The organism is Phosphitispora sp. TUW77, from assembly GCF_048453025.1.
Taxonomy (GTDB): Bacteria; Bacillota; Thermincolia; order Thermincolales; family UBA2595; genus Phosphitispora.
Map to the genome: position 1 here is coordinate 2,480,687 of NZ_CP156677.1, position 18,819 is coordinate 2,499,505.

General features: G+C 38.2%; 20 protein-coding genes, 1 pseudogene and 1 riboswitch. Of the genes and pseudogenes, 4 read left to right on the forward strand and 17 right to left on the reverse strand.

Going from position 1 to position 18,819, the window contains the following annotated elements; genetic code table 11:
• Positions 1-2: 2 nt before the first annotated feature.
• On the reverse strand, positions 3-1,055 hold the full coding sequence (locus ABFY19_RS12015) for an agmatine deiminase family protein (protein WP_418790883.1): 1,053 nt from the start codon (positions 1,053-1,055) through the stop codon (positions 3-5).
• Between the two features lie 166 nt (positions 1,056-1,221).
• Between ABFY19_RS12015 and ABFY19_RS12020 the strand changes: the two genes are divergently transcribed.
• A complete protein-coding gene (locus ABFY19_RS12020) occupies positions 1,222-2,565 on the forward strand; it encodes a YheC/YheD family protein (RefSeq protein WP_418790884.1) in 1,344 nt (447 codons plus the stop codon).
• A 3-nt stretch (positions 2,566-2,568) separates the two neighbouring features.
• On the opposite strand, the gene ABFY19_RS12025 is transcribed toward ABFY19_RS12020, so the two are convergent.
• The 3 genes from ABFY19_RS12025 to ABFY19_RS12035 form a co-directional block, all read right to left on the reverse strand.
• Positions 2,569-3,510: a transposase gene (locus tag ABFY19_RS12025; RefSeq protein ID WP_418790885.1), complete on the reverse strand. Its 942-nt coding sequence runs from the start codon at positions 3,508-3,510 to the stop codon at positions 2,569-2,571.
• Positions 3,511-3,654: 144 nt separating this feature from the next.
• Entirely contained in the window at positions 3,655-3,855 is a 201-nt protein-coding gene (locus ABFY19_RS12030; RefSeq protein WP_418790886.1) for a cold-shock protein, read from the reverse strand.
• A gap of 89 nt (positions 3,856-3,944) precedes the next feature.
• The gene (locus tag ABFY19_RS12035) at positions 3,945-5,108 is read right to left on the reverse strand and encodes an acyltransferase family protein (RefSeq protein WP_418790887.1); all 1,164 of its coding nucleotides are present in this window, start codon (positions 5,106-5,108) and stop codon (positions 3,945-3,947) included.
• A gap of 188 nt (positions 5,109-5,296) precedes the next feature.
• Here ABFY19_RS12035 and dmpI point away from each other — a divergent pair, with 188 nt between their 5' ends.
• The gene (gene dmpI / locus ABFY19_RS12040) at positions 5,297-5,488 is read left to right on the forward strand and encodes a 4-oxalocrotonate tautomerase DmpI (protein WP_418790888.1); all 192 of its coding nucleotides are present in this window, start codon (positions 5,297-5,299) and stop codon (positions 5,486-5,488) included.
• Between the two features lie 79 nt (positions 5,489-5,567).
• On the opposite strand, the gene ABFY19_RS12045 is transcribed toward dmpI, so the two are convergent.
• The 5 genes from ABFY19_RS12045 to trpD all read right to left on the reverse strand — a co-directional run bounded on the left by ABFY19_RS12045 (position 5,568) and on the right by trpD (position 10,758).
• On the reverse strand, positions 5,568-7,022 hold the full coding sequence (locus ABFY19_RS12045) for a hypothetical protein (RefSeq protein WP_418790889.1): 1,455 nt from the start codon (positions 7,020-7,022) through the stop codon (positions 5,568-5,570).
• Positions 7,023-7,159: 137 nt separating this feature from the next.
• A complete protein-coding gene (locus tag ABFY19_RS12050) occupies positions 7,160-8,029 on the reverse strand; it encodes a cation diffusion facilitator family transporter (protein ID WP_418790890.1) in 870 nt (289 codons plus the stop codon).
• A gap of 95 nt (positions 8,030-8,124) precedes the next feature.
• Positions 8,125-8,223, reverse strand: a riboswitch (NiCo riboswitch).
• Between the two features lie 45 nt (positions 8,224-8,268).
• A complete protein-coding gene (locus tag ABFY19_RS12055; RefSeq protein ID WP_418792603.1) occupies positions 8,269-8,955 on the reverse strand; it encodes a phosphoribosylanthranilate isomerase in 687 nt (228 codons plus the stop codon).
• A 14-nt stretch (positions 8,956-8,969) separates the two neighbouring features.
• Positions 8,970-9,728 (reverse strand): indole-3-glycerol-phosphate synthase, encoded by a 759-nt coding sequence (locus tag ABFY19_RS12060; RefSeq protein ID WP_418790891.1) that lies wholly within the window; start codon positions 9,726-9,728, stop codon positions 8,970-8,972.
• Between the two features lies 1 nt (position 9,729).
• A complete protein-coding gene (gene trpD, locus ABFY19_RS12065) occupies positions 9,730-10,758 on the reverse strand; it encodes an anthranilate phosphoribosyltransferase (RefSeq protein WP_418790892.1) in 1,029 nt (342 codons plus the stop codon).
• 162 nt (positions 10,759-10,920) lie between these two features.
• Here trpD and ABFY19_RS12070 point away from each other — a divergent pair, with 162 nt between their 5' ends.
• Positions 10,921-11,709, forward strand: coding sequence for a TspO/MBR family protein (locus ABFY19_RS12070; RefSeq protein ID WP_418790893.1), 789 nt, complete (start codon positions 10,921-10,923; stop codon positions 11,707-11,709).
• An 8-nt stretch (positions 11,710-11,717) separates the two neighbouring features.
• Here the strand turns inward: ABFY19_RS12070 and ABFY19_RS12075 are convergent, their stop codons facing one another.
• The 8 genes and pseudogenes from ABFY19_RS12075 to ABFY19_RS12110 all read right to left on the reverse strand — a co-directional run bounded on the left by ABFY19_RS12075 (position 11,718) and on the right by ABFY19_RS12110 (position 18,191).
• Positions 11,718-12,368, reverse strand: a complete 651-nt coding sequence (locus ABFY19_RS12075; protein WP_418790894.1) for a hypothetical protein — start codon at positions 12,366-12,368, stop codon at positions 11,718-11,720.
• A gap of 102 nt (positions 12,369-12,470) precedes the next feature.
• The gene (locus tag ABFY19_RS12080; protein WP_418790895.1) at positions 12,471-12,899 is read right to left on the reverse strand and encodes a GGDEF domain-containing protein; all 429 of its coding nucleotides are present in this window, start codon (positions 12,897-12,899) and stop codon (positions 12,471-12,473) included.
• Positions 12,900-13,163: 264 nt separating this feature from the next.
• A complete protein-coding gene (locus ABFY19_RS12085; protein WP_418792604.1) occupies positions 13,164-14,315 on the reverse strand; it encodes a Fic family protein in 1,152 nt (383 codons plus the stop codon).
• Between the two features lie 575 nt (positions 14,316-14,890).
• Positions 14,891-15,051 (reverse strand): annotated as a pseudogene (locus ABFY19_RS12090) (transposase); the annotation flags it as partial.
• A gap of 411 nt (positions 15,052-15,462) precedes the next feature.
• Positions 15,463-16,056, reverse strand: coding sequence for a DUF3841 domain-containing protein (locus ABFY19_RS12095; protein WP_418790896.1), 594 nt, complete (start codon positions 16,054-16,056; stop codon positions 15,463-15,465).
• Positions 16,057-16,145: 89 nt separating this feature from the next.
• Positions 16,146-16,664 (reverse strand): hypothetical protein, encoded by a 519-nt coding sequence (locus ABFY19_RS12100; protein ID WP_418790897.1) that lies wholly within the window; start codon positions 16,662-16,664, stop codon positions 16,146-16,148.
• Between the two features lie 94 nt (positions 16,665-16,758).
• Positions 16,759-17,529: a helix-turn-helix domain-containing protein gene (locus ABFY19_RS12105; protein WP_418790898.1), complete on the reverse strand. Its 771-nt coding sequence runs from the start codon at positions 17,527-17,529 to the stop codon at positions 16,759-16,761.
• A gap of 314 nt (positions 17,530-17,843) precedes the next feature.
• Positions 17,844-18,191: a hypothetical protein gene (locus ABFY19_RS12110; RefSeq protein ID WP_418790899.1), complete on the reverse strand. Its 348-nt coding sequence runs from the start codon at positions 18,189-18,191 to the stop codon at positions 17,844-17,846.
• A 117-nt stretch (positions 18,192-18,308) separates the two neighbouring features.
• On the opposite strand from ABFY19_RS12110, the gene ABFY19_RS12115 reads away from it, so the two are divergent.
• On the forward strand, positions 18,309-18,809 hold the full coding sequence (locus tag ABFY19_RS12115) for a hypothetical protein (protein ID WP_418790900.1): 501 nt from the start codon (positions 18,309-18,311) through the stop codon (positions 18,807-18,809).
• Positions 18,810-18,819 lie beyond the last annotated feature (10 nt).

An 18,819-nucleotide genomic window follows, 5' to 3' on the forward strand; every position in this document is an offset into this window, starting at 1 on the left:
CATCAGTATGACTGGTGGCTTGCCCAACCTGGCCGTGCCAGTGGCATCTGCTGAGTAATACAGTGGACATTACCGCCCTCTTTCACTAGCGGAATACCATCTATTGTGATAACTTTCCGTTCCGGAAATATGTCTCTGAATATTTGTTCGGCGATTTTATCAGTTTCAGCGGATTTCCCGCCAAATACCGGTAAAATGATTCCTCCGTTAACAAAATAAAAATTAATATAACTCAAGGTCAATCTTTTATCCATATAATATTCCGGGACCGGCTGGGGTATCTGGATTATTTCCAGGCTGCGCCCCCGGGCATCTGCAGACTTTTGCAAAACCCCGAGATTTTCCCTTGTTGTAGCATAGTTTGAATCGTTCGGATCATTACATACCTGCATAAGCACCACTCCCGGCCTGACAAAACAGACCGCGTTATCTATATGACCGTCTGTCTCATCACCGGCTAAACCCTTATTCAGCCAAATAACAGTTTCAATGCCTAGGTACTGTTTAAGTACGGCGGTAATTTCCTTCTTGGTCATTCCCTTGTTCCTGTTAGGGTTTAATAAGCATTCCTGAGTAGTCAGCAAACTACCTTCCCCGTCTACATGAATAGATCCGCCTTCTAAGACAATTGGTGCATTAAAAATTGGGATTTGCTCTCTCTCCAAGAGCTTAAGCGGTACAGAGTCATCAAGATCACAAGGCAGATACCTGCCTCCCCATGCATTGAATTTCCAGTTAATGCCGGCAATTTGACCACTGTCATTAATTACGAAAGTTGGACCATTATCCCTGAACCAAGAATCGTTATGGAGCATTTCAACCAGTTCTACCTCTGGCCCACACAGCTTTGAGGCTTGATTCATATCTTCCGGATTTACCAGCATGGTAACCGGCTCAAAGCCAGCTATAGCCCTAGCTGCATCAGCATATCCCCGGCATACTTCAGCATAATTTTCGGGCCGGCACATTGATGATTTTACTGGCCATTCTATAAAAGTTCGCACATGGACAGCCCACTCCGGAGGCATTTTGAATTTCTGTTCTGCCGGGTACATTTTACACCTCATTTTAATGTATATTATTTTGACATAGCTTATGTTACCTCCTGGCACAACCATTGTCAAGTATCTTACACACCGAAACAAAAGCCTTCATATATTATTATTGTGAAACAGTATTATTGAAAAATATTTTAATATATTTTATTTTAAGGTGGTTGATATGGGAAAAAAATACAACCTGTGCCGAGCCGGCGATATAGGAAAGGACCTTTACTTACCCTCAGAATTAATGAATACTTACGGACTAAATGAAGGTGACACCATTAAATTAAGATGTGGTTCAGCATCTATACCGGTAAGAGCCTTAGCACTTAACTCCATGGAATCTTCACACGATCAGGAGATTCGCCTGTCAGATACTGCTTTTAGTGCACTTAATATCCCGGAAGGGATTTTTTTAGCTGTTCAATCTGCCGGGATTCGTGAACTGCGCCTAGGTCCACTTATCGGCATCCTTACCTTTGCCAAACATCTTCCCTCTCGTTTGGACTATTACAACAAATATGTCTTTACCAAAAAAAACAAAGGACTTATTTGTATATTTTCAGGCCATGATATTGATGTATCCCGGAACACCATCAGGGGATATCACTATGACTATGCTGCCAAATCATGGAAACAAGGGTTGTTCCCATTTCCCGATGTAGTGATGGACCGCTGTTATCCCAGTTCGAAAAAAAACCACAGCCTCCTTAGCAAGGTTATGGGCGCCGGCAAAATATTTAATAATACAACCCGCATTACTAAAACAGATTTTTTCAAAACCGTTCGTGAAGATAAATTTCTTCAGAAATACTTGCCAACAACAGAATTATTAAAATCCTCCTCAGACTTAGAGCGTTTCCTGCCTAAATTCGGCAGTGTTTACCTAAAACCGGTTGACTCCATGAAAGGTAAGGGCATTGTTATGGTGACCTCCACCAATAACAAACTTGAATGCAGGTATAACCTAAATGGAACCGATACCATTACCTCCATTCCCTCTCACAAGCAGCTTCCGGAAATACTTTTTACCGCTGCAGGAGAGAAAAGAAATTATATCATGCAGCAGGCCATACATTGTATGGAATACGGCGGAGGCCCTTTTTCCTTCCGCACCTGTCCCATGAAAGACGAAACCAACACATGGCTGCTGCCGGGAATGGTTGTTATTGGAACAATGGGTAAAAGTCATGTGACTAACTATGCATCAGGAGGGCGGCGTATTCCCCTAAAAAACTTGTTCAATTCCATCCTGCCCCGGCTTCAATGTAATAAAGATGATTTCATGCTTCTGCTAAAAGAAATTACCCTGAAAACAGCCTTACTGCTTGACCGAAATTTTGGTCCACTGGGTGAACTTGGGGTGGATATAATTCTTGACCAAAACGGCCACCCATGGCTTTTGGAAGCAAACGCCAATCCTGCCAGAACTCCGGCATTTATCCAGACCGAATACCCTTCATGGCGAAAACAGGTTTATGAATACATTATTGGCTATGCTAATTACCTGGCCGGTTTCTGAGCTCTATTTAAAAGGGGAATGTCCCATAAGTGGGGCTTGTTGACAAAAATGGCTAGGAACTAATTTCCCTAGCCATTTTCTCATTATAGTTCGTATTTTATTTGAAATGCATGTGTGTTTCTTACGTAATTCCCGCTGTTTTATTGCCTTTATATATCTTTTTATGTTTATAACTAACGCCGATAAGAGGCATTGTTCCAAAACATTGGCGATGCCTCTTCTTCTTGCTTTTGAAAGATTGTGGTTTTCTTTTAAAATACCATTTGTTCCTTCGCACCACATTCGCCTAAGCTTTCGAATCCGCGTATATTCAACCGATCCTTGCCTTGTATGGGTCTTATCTGCATAATCTTGATGGAAGGGGCGTGTTACACTTTTTCGCCTATCACTTTTAGACAAACATTGTTCTTTTAGTAGACATGCTTTACATTCTCTGGTCCTAGCGGCATATACTTTAGTCTTTTTTTGCTTAATATGAGATAGATAGAGAAATTTGCCTTCTGGGCATATATAAACATCTTTATTTCTATTATACGCAAACTTATCTATAGTAAAACTCTCTGTTTTACTGAGCCTTGCAAAACCAGGAATATACCCTTCAATTCCCAATTTGTCTAATCCATAATGAACATTCATATAGTCGTAACCTTTATCTGCACCAACTTTCCGAATGTTTAAGCCAAGCCGTTCTTGCTGTGATTTTAGCCGGTCTATGTAAGGTTCACTGTCGTCAACATTGCCGGGAGTTACATAAACATCCGTAATTATGCCGTGTTTAGCATCTATACTCATATGGTCTAAGTAGTGGAAGCCCTTTGGTTTTTCAGGCCGGTTCAGATAGCCACTTTCCGGGTCTGTTTTACTCCTAACGATTTGTTTTGTTTTCGGGGCAGTATTTGGTTCTTTTCCTCGTTTCTTGCCTTTATAGTGGGGATTACTATGCATGGCACATAATATTTCAAAGCTAGCAACTATCCAGTGGGCTTAAGTAGAAGCCCACTAATTTTTTGACACAAAGAAAGGAACCATGCCCATAAGTAATTACTTATGACACGGTTCCCTCTTCTGTCTTTTTGTCTAAATGCAACTTTATTTTATGGGGACAACGTTAGCCGCCTGTGGCCCACGGTTGCCCTCAACAATATTAAACTTAACATCCTGTCCCTCTTCCAGTGTTTTGAAACCTTCAGTCTCGATAGCTGAGAAGTGGACAAAAACATCTCCTCCTTCATTGCTTTCAATAAAACCAAAACCTTTCTCCGGATTGAACCATTTTACTTTTCCTTGCATTAATGCAGGCCTCCCTTTATCTTTCTGTTTTTACCATTGTATTAACATCATATAGTATTATCCTAAATACAAAAAATAATTCTGAGATTTTAATAATTTGTTGCTTTGTTAACTGTTTTTACCTTATTGAATTGATATATTTGTCTTTTAATAAACGGTTTTTCTATAAAACAATACGATAATGTAGAAATAGCAATTGTAGTGGTACCTGCAATCAATAGTAAGAGAAATAATTTATCCTGGTGCAATCCTATAGCATTATTAAATACCTTGCCTATTGGATTATGCCATAAATAAATCCCATAACTGATAGTCCCTAAAAACCCCAAGGGTTTCCAGCTTAATGCCTTGGAAGTTATAGTGCCTTTATTGCATAAACTGAGTAATACCATCGCTGCTGCTAAGCTGAGAAAAGTGTTGAAGTTTAACAATGGAATATAACCATAAACACCTGAACCAAACCAATATTTAGCGGAACCGTACTTTATAAAAAACCACATGCCCAGAACAAGCATTCCAAAACCTAATAGTCCTAACATTGAAAATAAGTATTTATTTGAAAATATATTTTTATCTCTGTAATTAATCCATAGTGAAGCCGCTGCCATACCCAAAGCAAATTGCTGAATAACTCCCGGTAATTGTCTGCTCACCCAAAACTGAATATAATATGAATCATCCCATCCCGGATTGAACAGATATAAAGCTGAAGCTTTGTAAATATAAGAAATCAATAATGCTCCGGTTAACCCATATATCCATCTTTTGCCAACAAACAACTTGTAAATAAAAGGCAGTAAAATATAAAATAACATTTCCAGACCTAAGGTCCAAGTTACTCCATTAATCGTCCGTATTGATTTATCCAATACAAAGTTTTGACCAAAAACCAAGCTAATTAAAACCAATTTCAATTTATCCCATTGCATGATAAATGCCGGTGTAAATAATGTAACGATTATAAATAAATTAAAATAATACAAAGGTAAAATTCTTCTAAAACGTCGAGAAAAATAATCCTTTATTAAAATAGGTTCTCTTCTCTGATAAAGACTGGCAAAAGGCAAAAAAAGAACAAAGCCGCTTATTGTAAAAAAGATGTCGACTCCAATCGAACCGGCATTTGCAATAAATGACCCTGTGAATTTTGGACTGCCTGCGAATACATAATAGTGAAACAGCATGACCAACAATGCGGCTACAGCCCTTAGGCCGTCTATACCGGTGATATAACCCCTATCGCTGTTCTGCATGTAATCCTCCGCTTAATAAGGTTTAGCTTGCGTTTTTGCATAAGAAAGCAATAGATTTATTATACTAATAACTCTATTGCTTGTCAATATATTCCAATAGCCTTAGGAAAGTCCCGGAATATAAAAGGAAAAAACATCTCACTATAGAACTGATACAAAAAAACGGGAGGTAAATGGGAGGTGAAATCATGCCGGTAATTATTTTTGAAGGCCCCAAAATGACAAAAGAACAAAAAGAGGCATTAGTGAAAGAGTTTGCTAACTCTGCCAGTCAAATTACCAAAATAGCTCCTGAAGCGTTTGTTACTTTAATAAAAGAATCAGACCCTGAAAATGTCGGAGTAGGTACCATTCTTTTAGCAGACAGAGTTAAAAAATAAGCTGCTATCAATATCATTAAAAACGCCCGCAAGGTTAACTCCATAATCTGACCGTGCGGGTTCTTTATTTATTTTTCATTTATTTAACCCATACCTCACAGCCCTGGAACGGGTTGGCTGTACCAATAAATAATTTGCCGTCACTTGTAGAAAGTATGTTTCTAGTTCCGTAATTATACGAATTACCAAAACCATCTTTTGTGATTTTTTGCCAATGTATGCCGTCTTTTGATTTCCACAGGTCAAAACCGAAATTCTTTTTAACCCCGTTAATAAACGCTTTTGCCACAAGCTCCACCATTGTGTCTACCGGAAATAAGCTTAATCTTGTATCAATATGGCATAAGTATTTTAAGTAATCTAAGAGCAATTCTATGTAATTATTAATATCGATGTTGGAATTAGGACTAATTACAGATAAAAGTTCCGGAATGATAACTGACCAATCAAAGCTTCCCACATATAGCTCTCCTTTGAAAGGTGTAACCTGCCAACAATAAGCATCTGTCAGATTCCCAAAACCGGAAGGATATTTGCTCAACGGTTTCTCTCTCGTGCCTGTTGTAGGCTGAGTTGGAATTATTGGGTCTCCTCCAACTACAATTTCCCATTTGTCATTGGCATTAACCCTTACTATATCAAACCCTTTTGGCGGAATTAAATCGTTTCCCGGTCCCAAACCCCTAATCACAAAGGCCGCAGTGCCTACATAAATATAATTATTGAAAACATCCATGTCAATCGGAAATTGATTCAGCGCATCACCGGCTCCCCTATCTACTACCAATACCCATTGATCTTTTTTGGCCTTTAATCCTTTTGTACGCCAAAGCTCAAAACCTGTAGGCAAACTAGTCCCGACATATAAATGATTATTCCAGCTCAGTAAAGAATCTATGTTTCCCCTAGGGTTCAGGTTTGGATTACCTGCCAAGTCCACCTTGGCCCACCCATATTTTTCGGGATCTAGACTCACATATAACATAGTCTTAATCTCAGCAATTTCATTTAGCGGCAAGACACCCATAAACAGTTTTCCATTATGAACTGCCATTGACCTTGTTGTGCCAATAATACCGGTCTGCAAAGGTTTCCAGTTAATACCGTCTGTTGACTTTAAAATTATAATTCCCTTTGTTCTAGATACTCCGCCGGCATATAAAGCCGTTTGGCCATCCAGGGTAGTAAAAGGAATCATAAAGCGAAAACCATTGATACCCAAATCCGGCGGAGACTTATAAACTCGGGTCCATCCCTGGGACCCGTCTTTTTTATACCTCCAAATCTCGGCATTCATATCTAAGTTTTGTGGAATTAACATAGGTGGTATCGGCAAGTTGCCAAATAACCCTGATTCTAAAACAATAAGTAAGACATTACGAGCAGTCCCAACATATATATATTCCTTAAATTCAGCCATCGACCAGGCATAACTGTTCTGTTTGGCATTATCCGGATTTGCACAATCAAAGCCATTACATGGAGTTATTTTTTTAAACTGATTATCCTTTGATACTGCCGGCATTTTTTTCATAATAACCCCACCTCTAAATAGTATTTACTTCATTTTATGTTTACTAGAATACAGATGTGTTCCTCTTACCAAATTATAATATAAAAAAACCCAATCCCGTTTAGGACTGGGTTTTCTTATAATTTAGCAGAGTTGTTTTACTCCCTGTAAGGATCTACGTGTACAGTTACTCTAGTACATTTGAATTCATCGGCCATATCTTTTTTAAAGCACCCGATAATTTCATGTATTTCGGCTACGGTAAGATTAGAGTCAACCGTAATATGAAAATCAATATGCTTCATATTCCCGGATTTCCTGGTCTTAAGCTTGTGAAAATCCATGATTTTATCACTGTATTTATTTATGATTTCTTCTATTTGAACTTCTTCCTCATCTGTCAATTTGGTATCCATAAGAAAGTTAAGGGCATTTTTACAAAGTTCCCAGGCTTCTTTAATTATAAGCAGAGCCACCAGTATAGCCACAATCGGGTCAAGAATATTAAGTCCGGTAACTTTTATCAGCACCAGTCCGACTGCTACCCCAAAAGATGTGTAAACATCTGTTTTCAGGTGCAGGGCATCCGCCTCCAAGGCCATCGAATCCTCTTCCCTGGCAACCTGATACAACTTTCTTGAAACCAGAATATTTATCAGTGATGCCCCAATCATTACTGCAATGGCCAAACTGGCCTGTTCAACTTCAGTAGGAGCATTGATTTTTTCTACAGCTTCCTTAATAATCATTGCAGCAGCAACAAAAATTAACAGTCCCTCCGCGATACAGGATAAATTTTCGATTTTACCATGACCGTACGGGTGCTCCCGGTCAGCAGGCTTTGATGAGTGTCTGACAGAAAAGAATGCAATAAATGATGCTACCAGATCCATTCCCGAATGGATGGCCTCCGAAATAATGCTGATTGAACCACTTAAAACACCTGCAATAAGCTTAAAAATTATCAATATAGTGTTAGATATAATTGATAACAAAGCAACTTTGACCTTTCTGTCCCATGAATTCATTATTAAAACCTCCTATATATTATGTAACTTTTTTATGCAGAAAGGATAAAATTTATACTTTCTTATCTGCTTAAAAAAACATCTGTGGAACATAATACTGTCCCACAGATGTGTCAAAGTTCCACCTGCTGCCGTGGTTACGGCCCAGCCCCATGACCTTCGCAAAGGTTCATCGCCTGCTCAGTTTTGAAAACTATTTCAACTTCAAATTATTGGATTCATTTTAGCATGTGTTCAAGCTATTTGTCAATGTCTTTGATAGCTAACGATTGAACATTGCGCATAAACCCAATAACTTTTTCAGGGTCCTTGTGTCCTGGTATCTCTTCAACACCGGACAAAACATCAACAGCATACGGATGTGTCTGCTGAACCAATGGCAGGATATTAGCCTGATTTAGTCCACCCGCCAGGATTACAGGTAAAATACTCTCTTGCTGGATAATGCGAAACGTTGCTAGGTCAGGCGTAACTCCTGTCCCTCCCGGTCTGGATGGAGTATAAGAATCCACCAGGATAGCTGACACACCTGTTTTGGCCAACTCCCGGGCAGCCATCACCGGGTTTGTAATTTCAAAATCACACTTCCCCTCACCATCTAGGCGCAACGCCTTGATTGTCTTAATTCCCCGTAATTTTAACTGACAGGCAATTTCTCTCACTTCCTGCAGCGTTTCTTTATAATGAAGCTGCACCACATTAGGGCAGGTTTCAGTAACTATATCCAAAATTTTTTCAATTGACCCGCCGGTGACCACACAGGTGCTTACAAATGGGGGTGCCTGCTGAATAAGTTCCCCTGCTTCAACTTTTGTCAGGTTCCACGGAACTGTTACCGGGTACTCAACAACAAAACCAAACATATGTACTCCGGCATGGATACAGAGACCTACATCTTTCGGATTCATCAAGCCACATATTTTCACCCGAATCAAAGGCATCACCCCATAGTCTGACTAAGTTCAAGATACATTTCTACAGGATCCGGAGCCCGAAGGATAGCAGTACCCACTAAAACCCCATGTGCACCTGCTGCCACAGCACGCAACACATCTCCGGGAGCAGCCAGCGAACTTTCGCTGACCAGGAAAACATCCTGGCGTGCTAAACCGGACAGCTTCTCGGTAGTATTTACACTGCCGTCATCCATCTCCCATTCTACTATATTACGATTGTTAATACCTAAGAAGGTCAGCTCCAACCTATTAACAGCAATAATTTCCGCTTCATTATGGGTTTCCACCAAGGGTTCCAAACCCATCACCAACGCCTCTTCCACAAGTTTAGAAAGTTGGTCCTCTTCCAGCATTGATGCAATCAACAAAACCCCACTGGCTCCTATATTCGCACTCTCCAATAAATGTTCCCGAGTAGTGATAAAATCCTTGCGTAAAATTGGCACTGAAACAGTCTGAGCAATCTGGCGCAGTAATTCCGGGGAACCTCCAAAATGATCTGCCTCGGTTACCACTGAAATGACAGGCGCACCTGCTGCCGCCAATCTCCTGGCGATAGCAACAGGATCTCTGCCCAGCATCAAGTCGCCCTCTCCTGGAGACTTACATTTAATATCAGGAATAACCGGTATCTTCCCGGACCGGTATCTGTGCCATAACGCTGCAGTACATTTGGTGCATGATTTATTACTTTCACCTTTTTTCTCCGGGTTCATATTGTTTCTTATTTTTTCCTGCTGCATCTTAAAACTCCTTGTAATCTTGTGAAGCAGTAATCAATTGATTAAGTTTATTCTGGGCTGCACCGCTGTCAATAATTTCACTGGCCAGCTTAATCCCGTCTGCTAAGGAATCTGCTTTACCGCCTATCATCAGGGCAGCTCCGGCATTCAGGACAACTGCCTGACGCCGTGGCCCATTATCCTTAGCTGAAAAGACATCCCTAATCATTGTTGCATTCTCCTCTGGAGTTCCTGTGGCTATGTCTGCCAAAGCACACCGAGATAAGCCAAAGTCCTCAGGAGTAATTACATAGCTGATAATTTCTCCATTCTTCAGTTCATTAATCCTTGTTTTGCCCAGAAGGGAAATTTCATCCAAACCATCTTCACCATGGACAAAGAGCGCCCTCTGATAACCTAAAGAAGAGGCAACATGGGAAACAGTATCCAATAGCACCGGTTTATAAACACCTAAGACGTGCCTGGTAGCTTTGGAAGGGTTAATCAAAGGTCCAATAATGGTGTAAAAGATGGTCTTAATCCCCAGATCTTTTTCAGGTGGGAGTACCTTACCCATTACCGGATGAAACAAAGGAGCATAAAGAAAGGCAATCCCGATGTCTTCAATAAGCTTCTCGACACCCCGGGGAGATTGATTTATTTCTACACCCAGAGATTCCAAAACATCAGCACTTCCAGATAGACTAGAGATAGATCGGCTGCCGTGTTTGGCTACCGGAATGCCGGCAGCCGCTGCTACAAAAGCTACTGAAGTGGAAATATTAAAGGTACTAAGCCCCCCGCCGGTTCCGCAGGTATCCATGAGTTCATCATCCACCTTCGGGGAAATCTTGATGCAATTGTCACGCATAGCCTGGGCAATAGCTGTAATTTCTGTCAGCGTTGGTCCCTTCATTAAAAGAGCCACCTGAAAACCCGCAATCTGTACATCACTCAGCTCATTCTTTTTAATGGCAGCAATCAAGCTATAAGCTTCTTCTGCAGTTAAATCTTCCTTTGCTGTTAGTTTCTGCAAAACATTTTTAATCATCTCAATCTCTCCTCATCTCAATAAATAATGTACCTACATAAAAAACGCTTGGATTGGGTACTGTATACTGTCGTGTCTTTTGTGTTCAGGTCCATACACAGTGTAACAAAGCCATGCCACCCTTTAAATGAAATTTTCTACAGAAAATTCAGGAGGTTTATTATGGATTTAACAAAAAAAGCATGGATTAATGGACTCTTTTTGGTAATCACTCTGGTCATCAATACCCTGGGTGCTTTAGGACTAATCAATGGGCTCTCGCAAAAGCAAATTTCTGATATGTATGTCACCCTTATAACACCAAGCCCTGCCACTTTCAGTATTTGGAGCCTTATCTACTCCTTACTGCTCATTTCTGTGATTATAATGATAGTAAAAATAGGTGACCCATATTATTATAGCGCTGTAAATCAGATTACTGCCCTTTTTAGAATTTCCTGCATCTTTAATATTGCATGGACTGTTGCTTTCTCCTATATGCAGATTGAACTGTCCGTACTCTTTATTTTAGGATTTGTAATTACATTGTCCTTGATTTGCCGGAAGCTCTTGAAGATTCAAGACGGGAAACGCTGGCTGTTGCCTTTGAGTTTTGGAATCTATACAGGCTGGTTATTTATAGCAACTGTCGTTAACATAGCTGCAGCGCTCGTCAAGTTGAAATGGAACGGTTTTGGAATCGCTGATGATATCTGGGCAATGATTATCCTTATAATCGCAGTTCTCTTGGTAATTGCGATACTCTCAAAAAACCGCAATGCTGCATTCCCAATACCTGTGGCATGGGCTTATTTCGGAATCTATCAATATTTAAAAGCACCGGAAGGGTTTAAGGGACAATTTGGTCTTCTGCAGATCATAGCACTTGCAGGAACGACTGCTCTGATAGGTGTGTCTATAATTCAGCTTTATCGAAACCATTTTACACTGCTTCCTAAATCTTCTGATTAGGCAACCTTTCAAGACCCTTCACTGAAAGGATTTTTTCTCACTGCCAAATTAAACAGGTAAGGATATTCGACATTTAAGTATTTCAAATAATTAACCCATTCTATGATTATTAACCTATATGCCCGTACAACATCCAGTGATAAATGGTCCAGGTCGGCAGGGGAAAGAGCCGTTAGATCCCTACTTTGAAGTTCATCTGCCACATGAAAAACCGCCCAAAGCATATCAGTAAAGGAATCGTGCTCCATTAAGCTTGAATTTTCCAGCATTCCAATCATAAAGGATTTTTTCTCAATCAGAACAGGTCCCAGGCTTGCTAATTTATCTAGTGTTAGACCAATTTTGAAATCAAATTCGTTAATCTTCTTTATTAAAATATTTGTGTTTTTTTTGTTTAATTCTGTTATATCAATTATCTGACTGAAGCGATCATGATTTTCATTAAGTTTGGACAGCGCATATATTATTGACGTACCTATTTCTGAAAAGAAGGCGCTTATAATAACATTAACTTTTTTTAAATTCCGCCTCCTTTCCATCATGTTCAATAATTTATTTAATACCAGAGTTACAACCAGAGCCTGAATCGGTACAAAAGCTAAATCCTGAAAAAAGTAAAAGCAAGTATCCCCAGGTTTTTGAAACAACTTAATCTGCAAAAAGTAAATAAAGCCAGATAATATTGATAATATAACCACTAAGAAAGCCGAATTTATTACCCGTCTGATAACTCTTACACCACCTTGTTTTTTATATTTATTTTATGCGTTTTCAACAATGCTGCGGCAGGAAATATAATTCGCTTTTCCTGAGCGTTTTGCTGCATATAGGCGACTATCGGCTATTCTAATAACATCGTCTATACTTTCGTTGTTATATATAGTTATGCCAGCGCTTATAGTAACCTTTTTATCATGAAAAAATTCATTATGCTGAAGAGAACTGCTTAACCGGTCATATAAGTTCTCGCCACCGGTTACGTCAGTGGCGGGCAGCAGAATTAAAAACTCATCGCCGCCGTACCTTCCGGCATAATCGTTTGCATGAATATTGTTTTTTATAATCTTCGATAGTTCTTTTATGACCGCATCCCCATACAAATGGCCTTTTGTATCATTTGCCTTTTTAAAATCATCAATATCCAACAGTATAATTGACAATTTAGTACTGTGTTTTTTTGCACGTTCCATTTCAACAATAAGGATGTCTAAGATTGCTTTGAGTGTATATCTTTTATTTTTAGTACAAACATATTAAAAGACATTAAATAAACAATAAATGTGAAAACTACGGTGTTGGTTTCCGAGAATTGGGAATCAGCTAGCTCTGGTAAATGACCTCATCTCCCGCACCCAGAGTACAGAAGGAGAGAGGTTAGGCTGCTATTAAGCAGCTAAAAGCGTAATCGTTCATTAGCGTTTAATTTAGTTCCACCGTGTTAACGGGCTTATAGGTTATATTAATTCGGTTCCTTCTTGCAGCAATTGAACGTAATTATAATAAGAGAATCTCTTGTTACGTTGATTCTGATCAATTTGTCTCATTAAACCTGATTCAGTGAATTCTGTTACCAAATTATTTGCAGTCGGATAAGAGATACCAACCATATCTGCTACCATATTTATAGTTACAATGGGTTGCTCAAACAACCTCTCCAATAATTTAAGACCATTCGAAGGGTTTCTGGTTTGTGAATTTATTAGTTGACTATGTTCCTCTTTCAATTTTAATATCTTTTTTGCTGTTATAATTGATTCATCAGAAACTTGAGCAATACCTTTTAAAAAGAATCTTATCCAACTTTCCCAGTCACCTTTTAAACGGATATCCATTAGTCTATCATAATATTCTGTACGATTTTTTTTAAAGTAGTAACTCAAATATAATAAAGGTTTGCTTAGTATTTCTTTATAACATAACCAAAAGGTGATGAGCAATCGACCTACTCTACCGTTACCATCAAGGAAAGGATGTATTGTCTCAAACTGAGCATGAATTAAGCCTATTTTAATTAAGTCAGGGATTCTTAACTCTTTGTCATGTATAAATTTTTCTAGCTCATTCATTGCTTTAATCATTTCCGGTACCGGTGGAGGAACAAAAGTAGCTTTAGCCAAAGTACACCCCACTGGCCCTATCCAGTTTTGAGAACGTCTAAATTCACCTGGATCTCTTTCGCCCCCTCGCACCCCTTGCAATAATACTTGGTGAATCTCCTTTATCAATCGTAAACATATTGGTAATTCTTCCAGTCTTATTAGACCATGATTCATTGCTTTTACATAATTAACAACTTCTTCGATAGGCTTTTCTTTACTTTTATCTTTAGTTTCATCTACATCTAATACATCAATCAGGGATGCTTGGGTTCCCTCGATTTGCGAACTCAAAACTGCTTCTTTTTTTACATACATAGCTACAAATAAATCGGGATTAGGTAAAATTTGTGTTATTCCATCTAGCCTTCCAAGAGATCGATCAGCTTGGGATAATAAATCTATCATTTCTACATCAATATTTAGAGGAGGCTCTGGAGGCAAAGTATTTGGAATGAAAGCAACATAATCTTCTCTCTGTCTAATAAAGGATCCCGCCCTATCTCGCATCAATTTAATTTCACCATTCCTTTTATATTTTTATCAGAATTCAGGAATATATAAAATAAATATTTAACTTAATATCTTCATTTTTTTTAAAATCTTTGCCTTCTTTAAATTAAAGTTTAATCGTTATTAAATTTCAATAGAATATAACTTAGTTCGAAGCGTTATTATCAAAATTATTGCCTTGTTTTTTTAATAACTCGATTAAAATTTAATCGTTATTAAATTTCAATAGAATATAACTTAGTTCGAAGCGTTATTATCAAAATTATTGCCTTGTTTTTTTAATAACTCGATTAAAGTTTAATCGTTATTAAAATTTCAATAGAATATAACTTTATCTTAGGGGCTCTTATTTCAGTTTTTGTGCTTCTTTTAAATAACTTGTTATAGCTCATTCGAAATTTGAAACCATATTTTCATCATGACCTAAAGTACTATGTTTTAAAATATGTTATTCAAAATTATAACCAATTTCTTAATAATATAACGGTTTATTAAATTAAATTTAGTATTTTTTACATTAACTGACTTGTTATTAAAATTTTAGTCCAATAATCTTAGTAAGTCAATCCATTTGCCTCAATTACTTCTACTTTCTTGTAGTCACACAGTGTCCGTAATATCTTTCCAATATCGTTTTTGATTTTATCGTGTATCACCCGCCTTCGATATTCGGAGCAAATACTATGTAATATTTGCAATTCCATTGGATATGTGCTAAACTTTCAGTATCCATTTGGATAATCTACCTCCTTTGCTACAAGTGCGGTTGGCGAACCTGCACTATTTTACTAAACGGAGGTAGATTTTCTACTCATAGCTAAAGCTTTTTGGAACCACCTGCAAAGCAGGTGGTTTTCGCTTATACAAAAAAACCGCTCTCGCAAAACCTGCGAAAGCGGCTTAATTACTGGGTTTATTCACGATATTAAAACCACCCACGGACAAATCTCATTTTATCAATAGATGGTAGATTATTTGGCTAATCTACTACAAAATGATACAATGCACACCCCTTCTAGCAAGCCGTTAAAAGATTGCCGAAAGGCGTTAAAAGATAGGGTTAGCCGTTAAAATATCAAACCTTTTTGTTGTTTCAGTCAAAATCAGTGTAGTGCTTCTCCGGCTTCCTCCACTAATAAATGCATCATTGTTCCCTGTGCATTCTTCCTTTAAAATACCGCACATCAACCACTTGATCGAGTCGAAGCGCCCAAAAGGTTGCCTGGATATACTTGCCATGACTATCCCATTCGTTTTCCCGTGGAGAGGAAACGTCAAATATCTTTTCCCATGATTTTCGTTTCACCTGCAATTGCTCTTGGGGCGGCAAACTCTCAAACCATTTATCCTCGGCTTCGTATTCCTGTTCGTTTGAACAATCTCCATAGTAACTATTATTCAGGACGATATGCCACATATCCTCATTGCTGAGCAACACATCATTGTCAGGCACTTCCAATTCTATACAGATCTGATTACCGCTGTAACTGCGGAACTCCGCTCGGCGTAGGTCGGGTTTCTGATGTTTCCACTCCACGGTATGCCATGCCCAAAACGGATACTTCACACCAGTAGGTGGCGGCCCAACTCGTAATGCCATTTGCTCCGCAAGCCAATTGTAGGCAGGTCCAAAGCCACATTCGATAACCAATTCAGACTGCAAAGGGTCGCAATAGACAATCTTTTCGATTTTCAATTTTTCATACAGCCTTTCCGGCTGAACCGACCACAAACGCATAAACTCACCTAGCCCTATAATAATTCTTTAATCTGAAGTATTTGTTCTGATGAAATTACGCTGGCTGGTTTTATACCCTTCCAAGCATTTTATTTTATTGATCCAAATCCATATTTCTTGAACACCGCCAGCAGCTTTTTCCAGTGTGGTGGATAATCATTGCTGCCGTACTTTCGTAGCTTCTTGCCCTTGTCAAACTCAATAGTTAGTTCCCATTGAGTACCGTCAAGGACATTTTTATCAACATAGCGCTGCTTCCAGTCAATGATGTAACAACGAAAGAGGTCTTGCAGAAAACTCATCCACTCGTCGAAGGAAAACTCCTTTTCGTATTTTACTAATTCCGGATTGCAATAAGGCGGACAGTATCGTGCAACAATCGCAAACTCTTTTTTCATAATTGTCAAGTTGTGATAACCCTCATGGAAGCCGCCAAGAGAAAAATAAATTTGGTTTACCCGCATTTCCATTTCATACGTTGGTCTATCAAAGTCTCTTTTGCATTCGTTGCAGTGGTGTGTAGGGTCGCACTCAGTAATGCAGCACCCGCCAAGCACAACTTCGCCTTTAGCCATTTCATCTTCCAACTCAGGACTCCATGCTGGCATACCCCTCAATATGGTAGCTGTGTTCCGTGACCCGCATCGTGGACAAATTCTTCTTGCCATATGCTATACCTCCATGAAATTCTACACCAATTACTTACTCTTCCGTATCTCTAATATCAGGGACATATTGTATATTCGCCCCAACTCTTGCTTTGCCCGATTCAATAATTGTGTGTTCCAGTCGTTCAACTTCGCTCCTCGTCAGTTCAAGCGTGGTGTGGAATTCGATTTTATAATTCCTTAAGGAACAAATGAATTTATTTTTGTTATCTACATCTTGAAAAATTGAGATTGATTCGCATACCGCTAACAACGGAAATTCATCACTTTCAATATGTGCATCGTTTTCTACTATGTACTGCACATTTGTAAAGCCACGTCGGGGCTTATCTTCAGTGTCAGGGATCAGCCAATCGCGTCCATTCTTTTTTGCATGTCTTAATTTCCCACGTCTTATCCATTGTCTTACCGTAACAGGTTCTACGTTAAGCATAGCGGCATATTGCTCGACTGTAATGTAATTGCATTCAACCTTGATTAAAGTATGTTCCACGGTTGATGTCATGCCACTAATTTCGTCATTCTCAACTTTAATCTCACTAGCCTGACATAGATTCAACTCCATGCTATTCCCTAAAAGCTCATATTCATAGAACCACCATAGTTCTGTTAAAACCGGAAGTTTGCATTTTTTTACTGCCGCATAAAATTTTTCGCAAAGTTTTACTCTGTTTTTTACAACTTCATTTGAATACACAGCCTCTTCATTCAATTTTTCGTGTTCAATAAATAACTCTAATGACTTTAAAACATCTTCACGCGTAAACAGATGGCTTTCACGGAATAGGTCTTCTTTAATGTCCATAAAAAAAGCCTCCAAATAAATAGTTTTGACATTATTGTAGCGCAACGTTACAATAATGTCAAACTGCTGAGAAGCCATTTTAAGAAACGACTGCTCAAATCCAAAATTATCTCTCTAATAGAAAAACCTATAGCAAAGGTTATTAAACCACGCTATAGATTCGGTTTTATTGTTGCCCTAAGATTCAATATCTGTGCCGTCTTTGAAGTTAAAAACGAGCCAACCATCAAGCAAAACAATGACCTTATCAACCCTGAAACCTTTCATAGAATTGTTTCACCCATGTATGTACCACACTCTTGCGAATCAAGATTTCAATCTTCGTCTATCCAGTCCTCCTCAACTAATTCATCTACCATATTTTCCAATTCTTCTAAATCATAATCATAGAGTTTCAATTCCTTGTTTTTAGTTTTATATTTCGAAGCAGGGTTGCTTTTTAATACGTTGTTTTCAATTAATCTACTAATCGCTTTAGAAACATCAGACTTACTCATCTTCATCTCATGTTTGAGATCTTTTTGACTAACTTTTCTATAATTTTCAAAACTTAAATATGGTAACAGATATAATAATACTTTAAAATCTTTAGCCTTTAACTCCAATAATCCTACGTACTGCAAAAACAAAAATAGCTTTCTTTTAGAAACCAAAAATACCACCTCGGCAATATGAGTTTCATATTTTGCAACTTCCCGGAAACTATTGACAAACTTTTATGAAACAGCTAGAATAAATATACCACAAATTACTTAATTTAGAAAGTGAGGTTTTAACATTTGTTTAATACACGTTTACTCAAACCAAACCCTAGTTTTACTTCACATCCAGAAATCAAAGATGTGAAATTTAACAAAAAATTTAAGATAGACGCTGAAAAGAAATTTCTAATACAGTACATAGGCATTAAGCTAAAAAATAATATCAAAAAGATTGCTGAAATAAAATTTGAGGATGGTACTATAGTTGAATTTTTAATTGTGGGGGATTTAGTAGTTTCAGATAATGAAAATGTTGTAATTAATACACAAAAGAATCTGTATTTCCCTCAAACAATTAAAAAAATAACTCAAATCAAAACTAAAATACTCATAGGCAAACTTAAAATAAAATCTTCTCCAGAAATATTGATTAAGGTTAATGATGAAATAATACATGAGAAATGTTTTAAACTATCAAAAAAATTGGACCTACTTCACAGGAAAAGGACTTATAAAAAATTAGCATTAGAGGCGAAAGATCAATATGAAGAAAATCAAGAATATTACATAGCTATATAACCAAAAAACC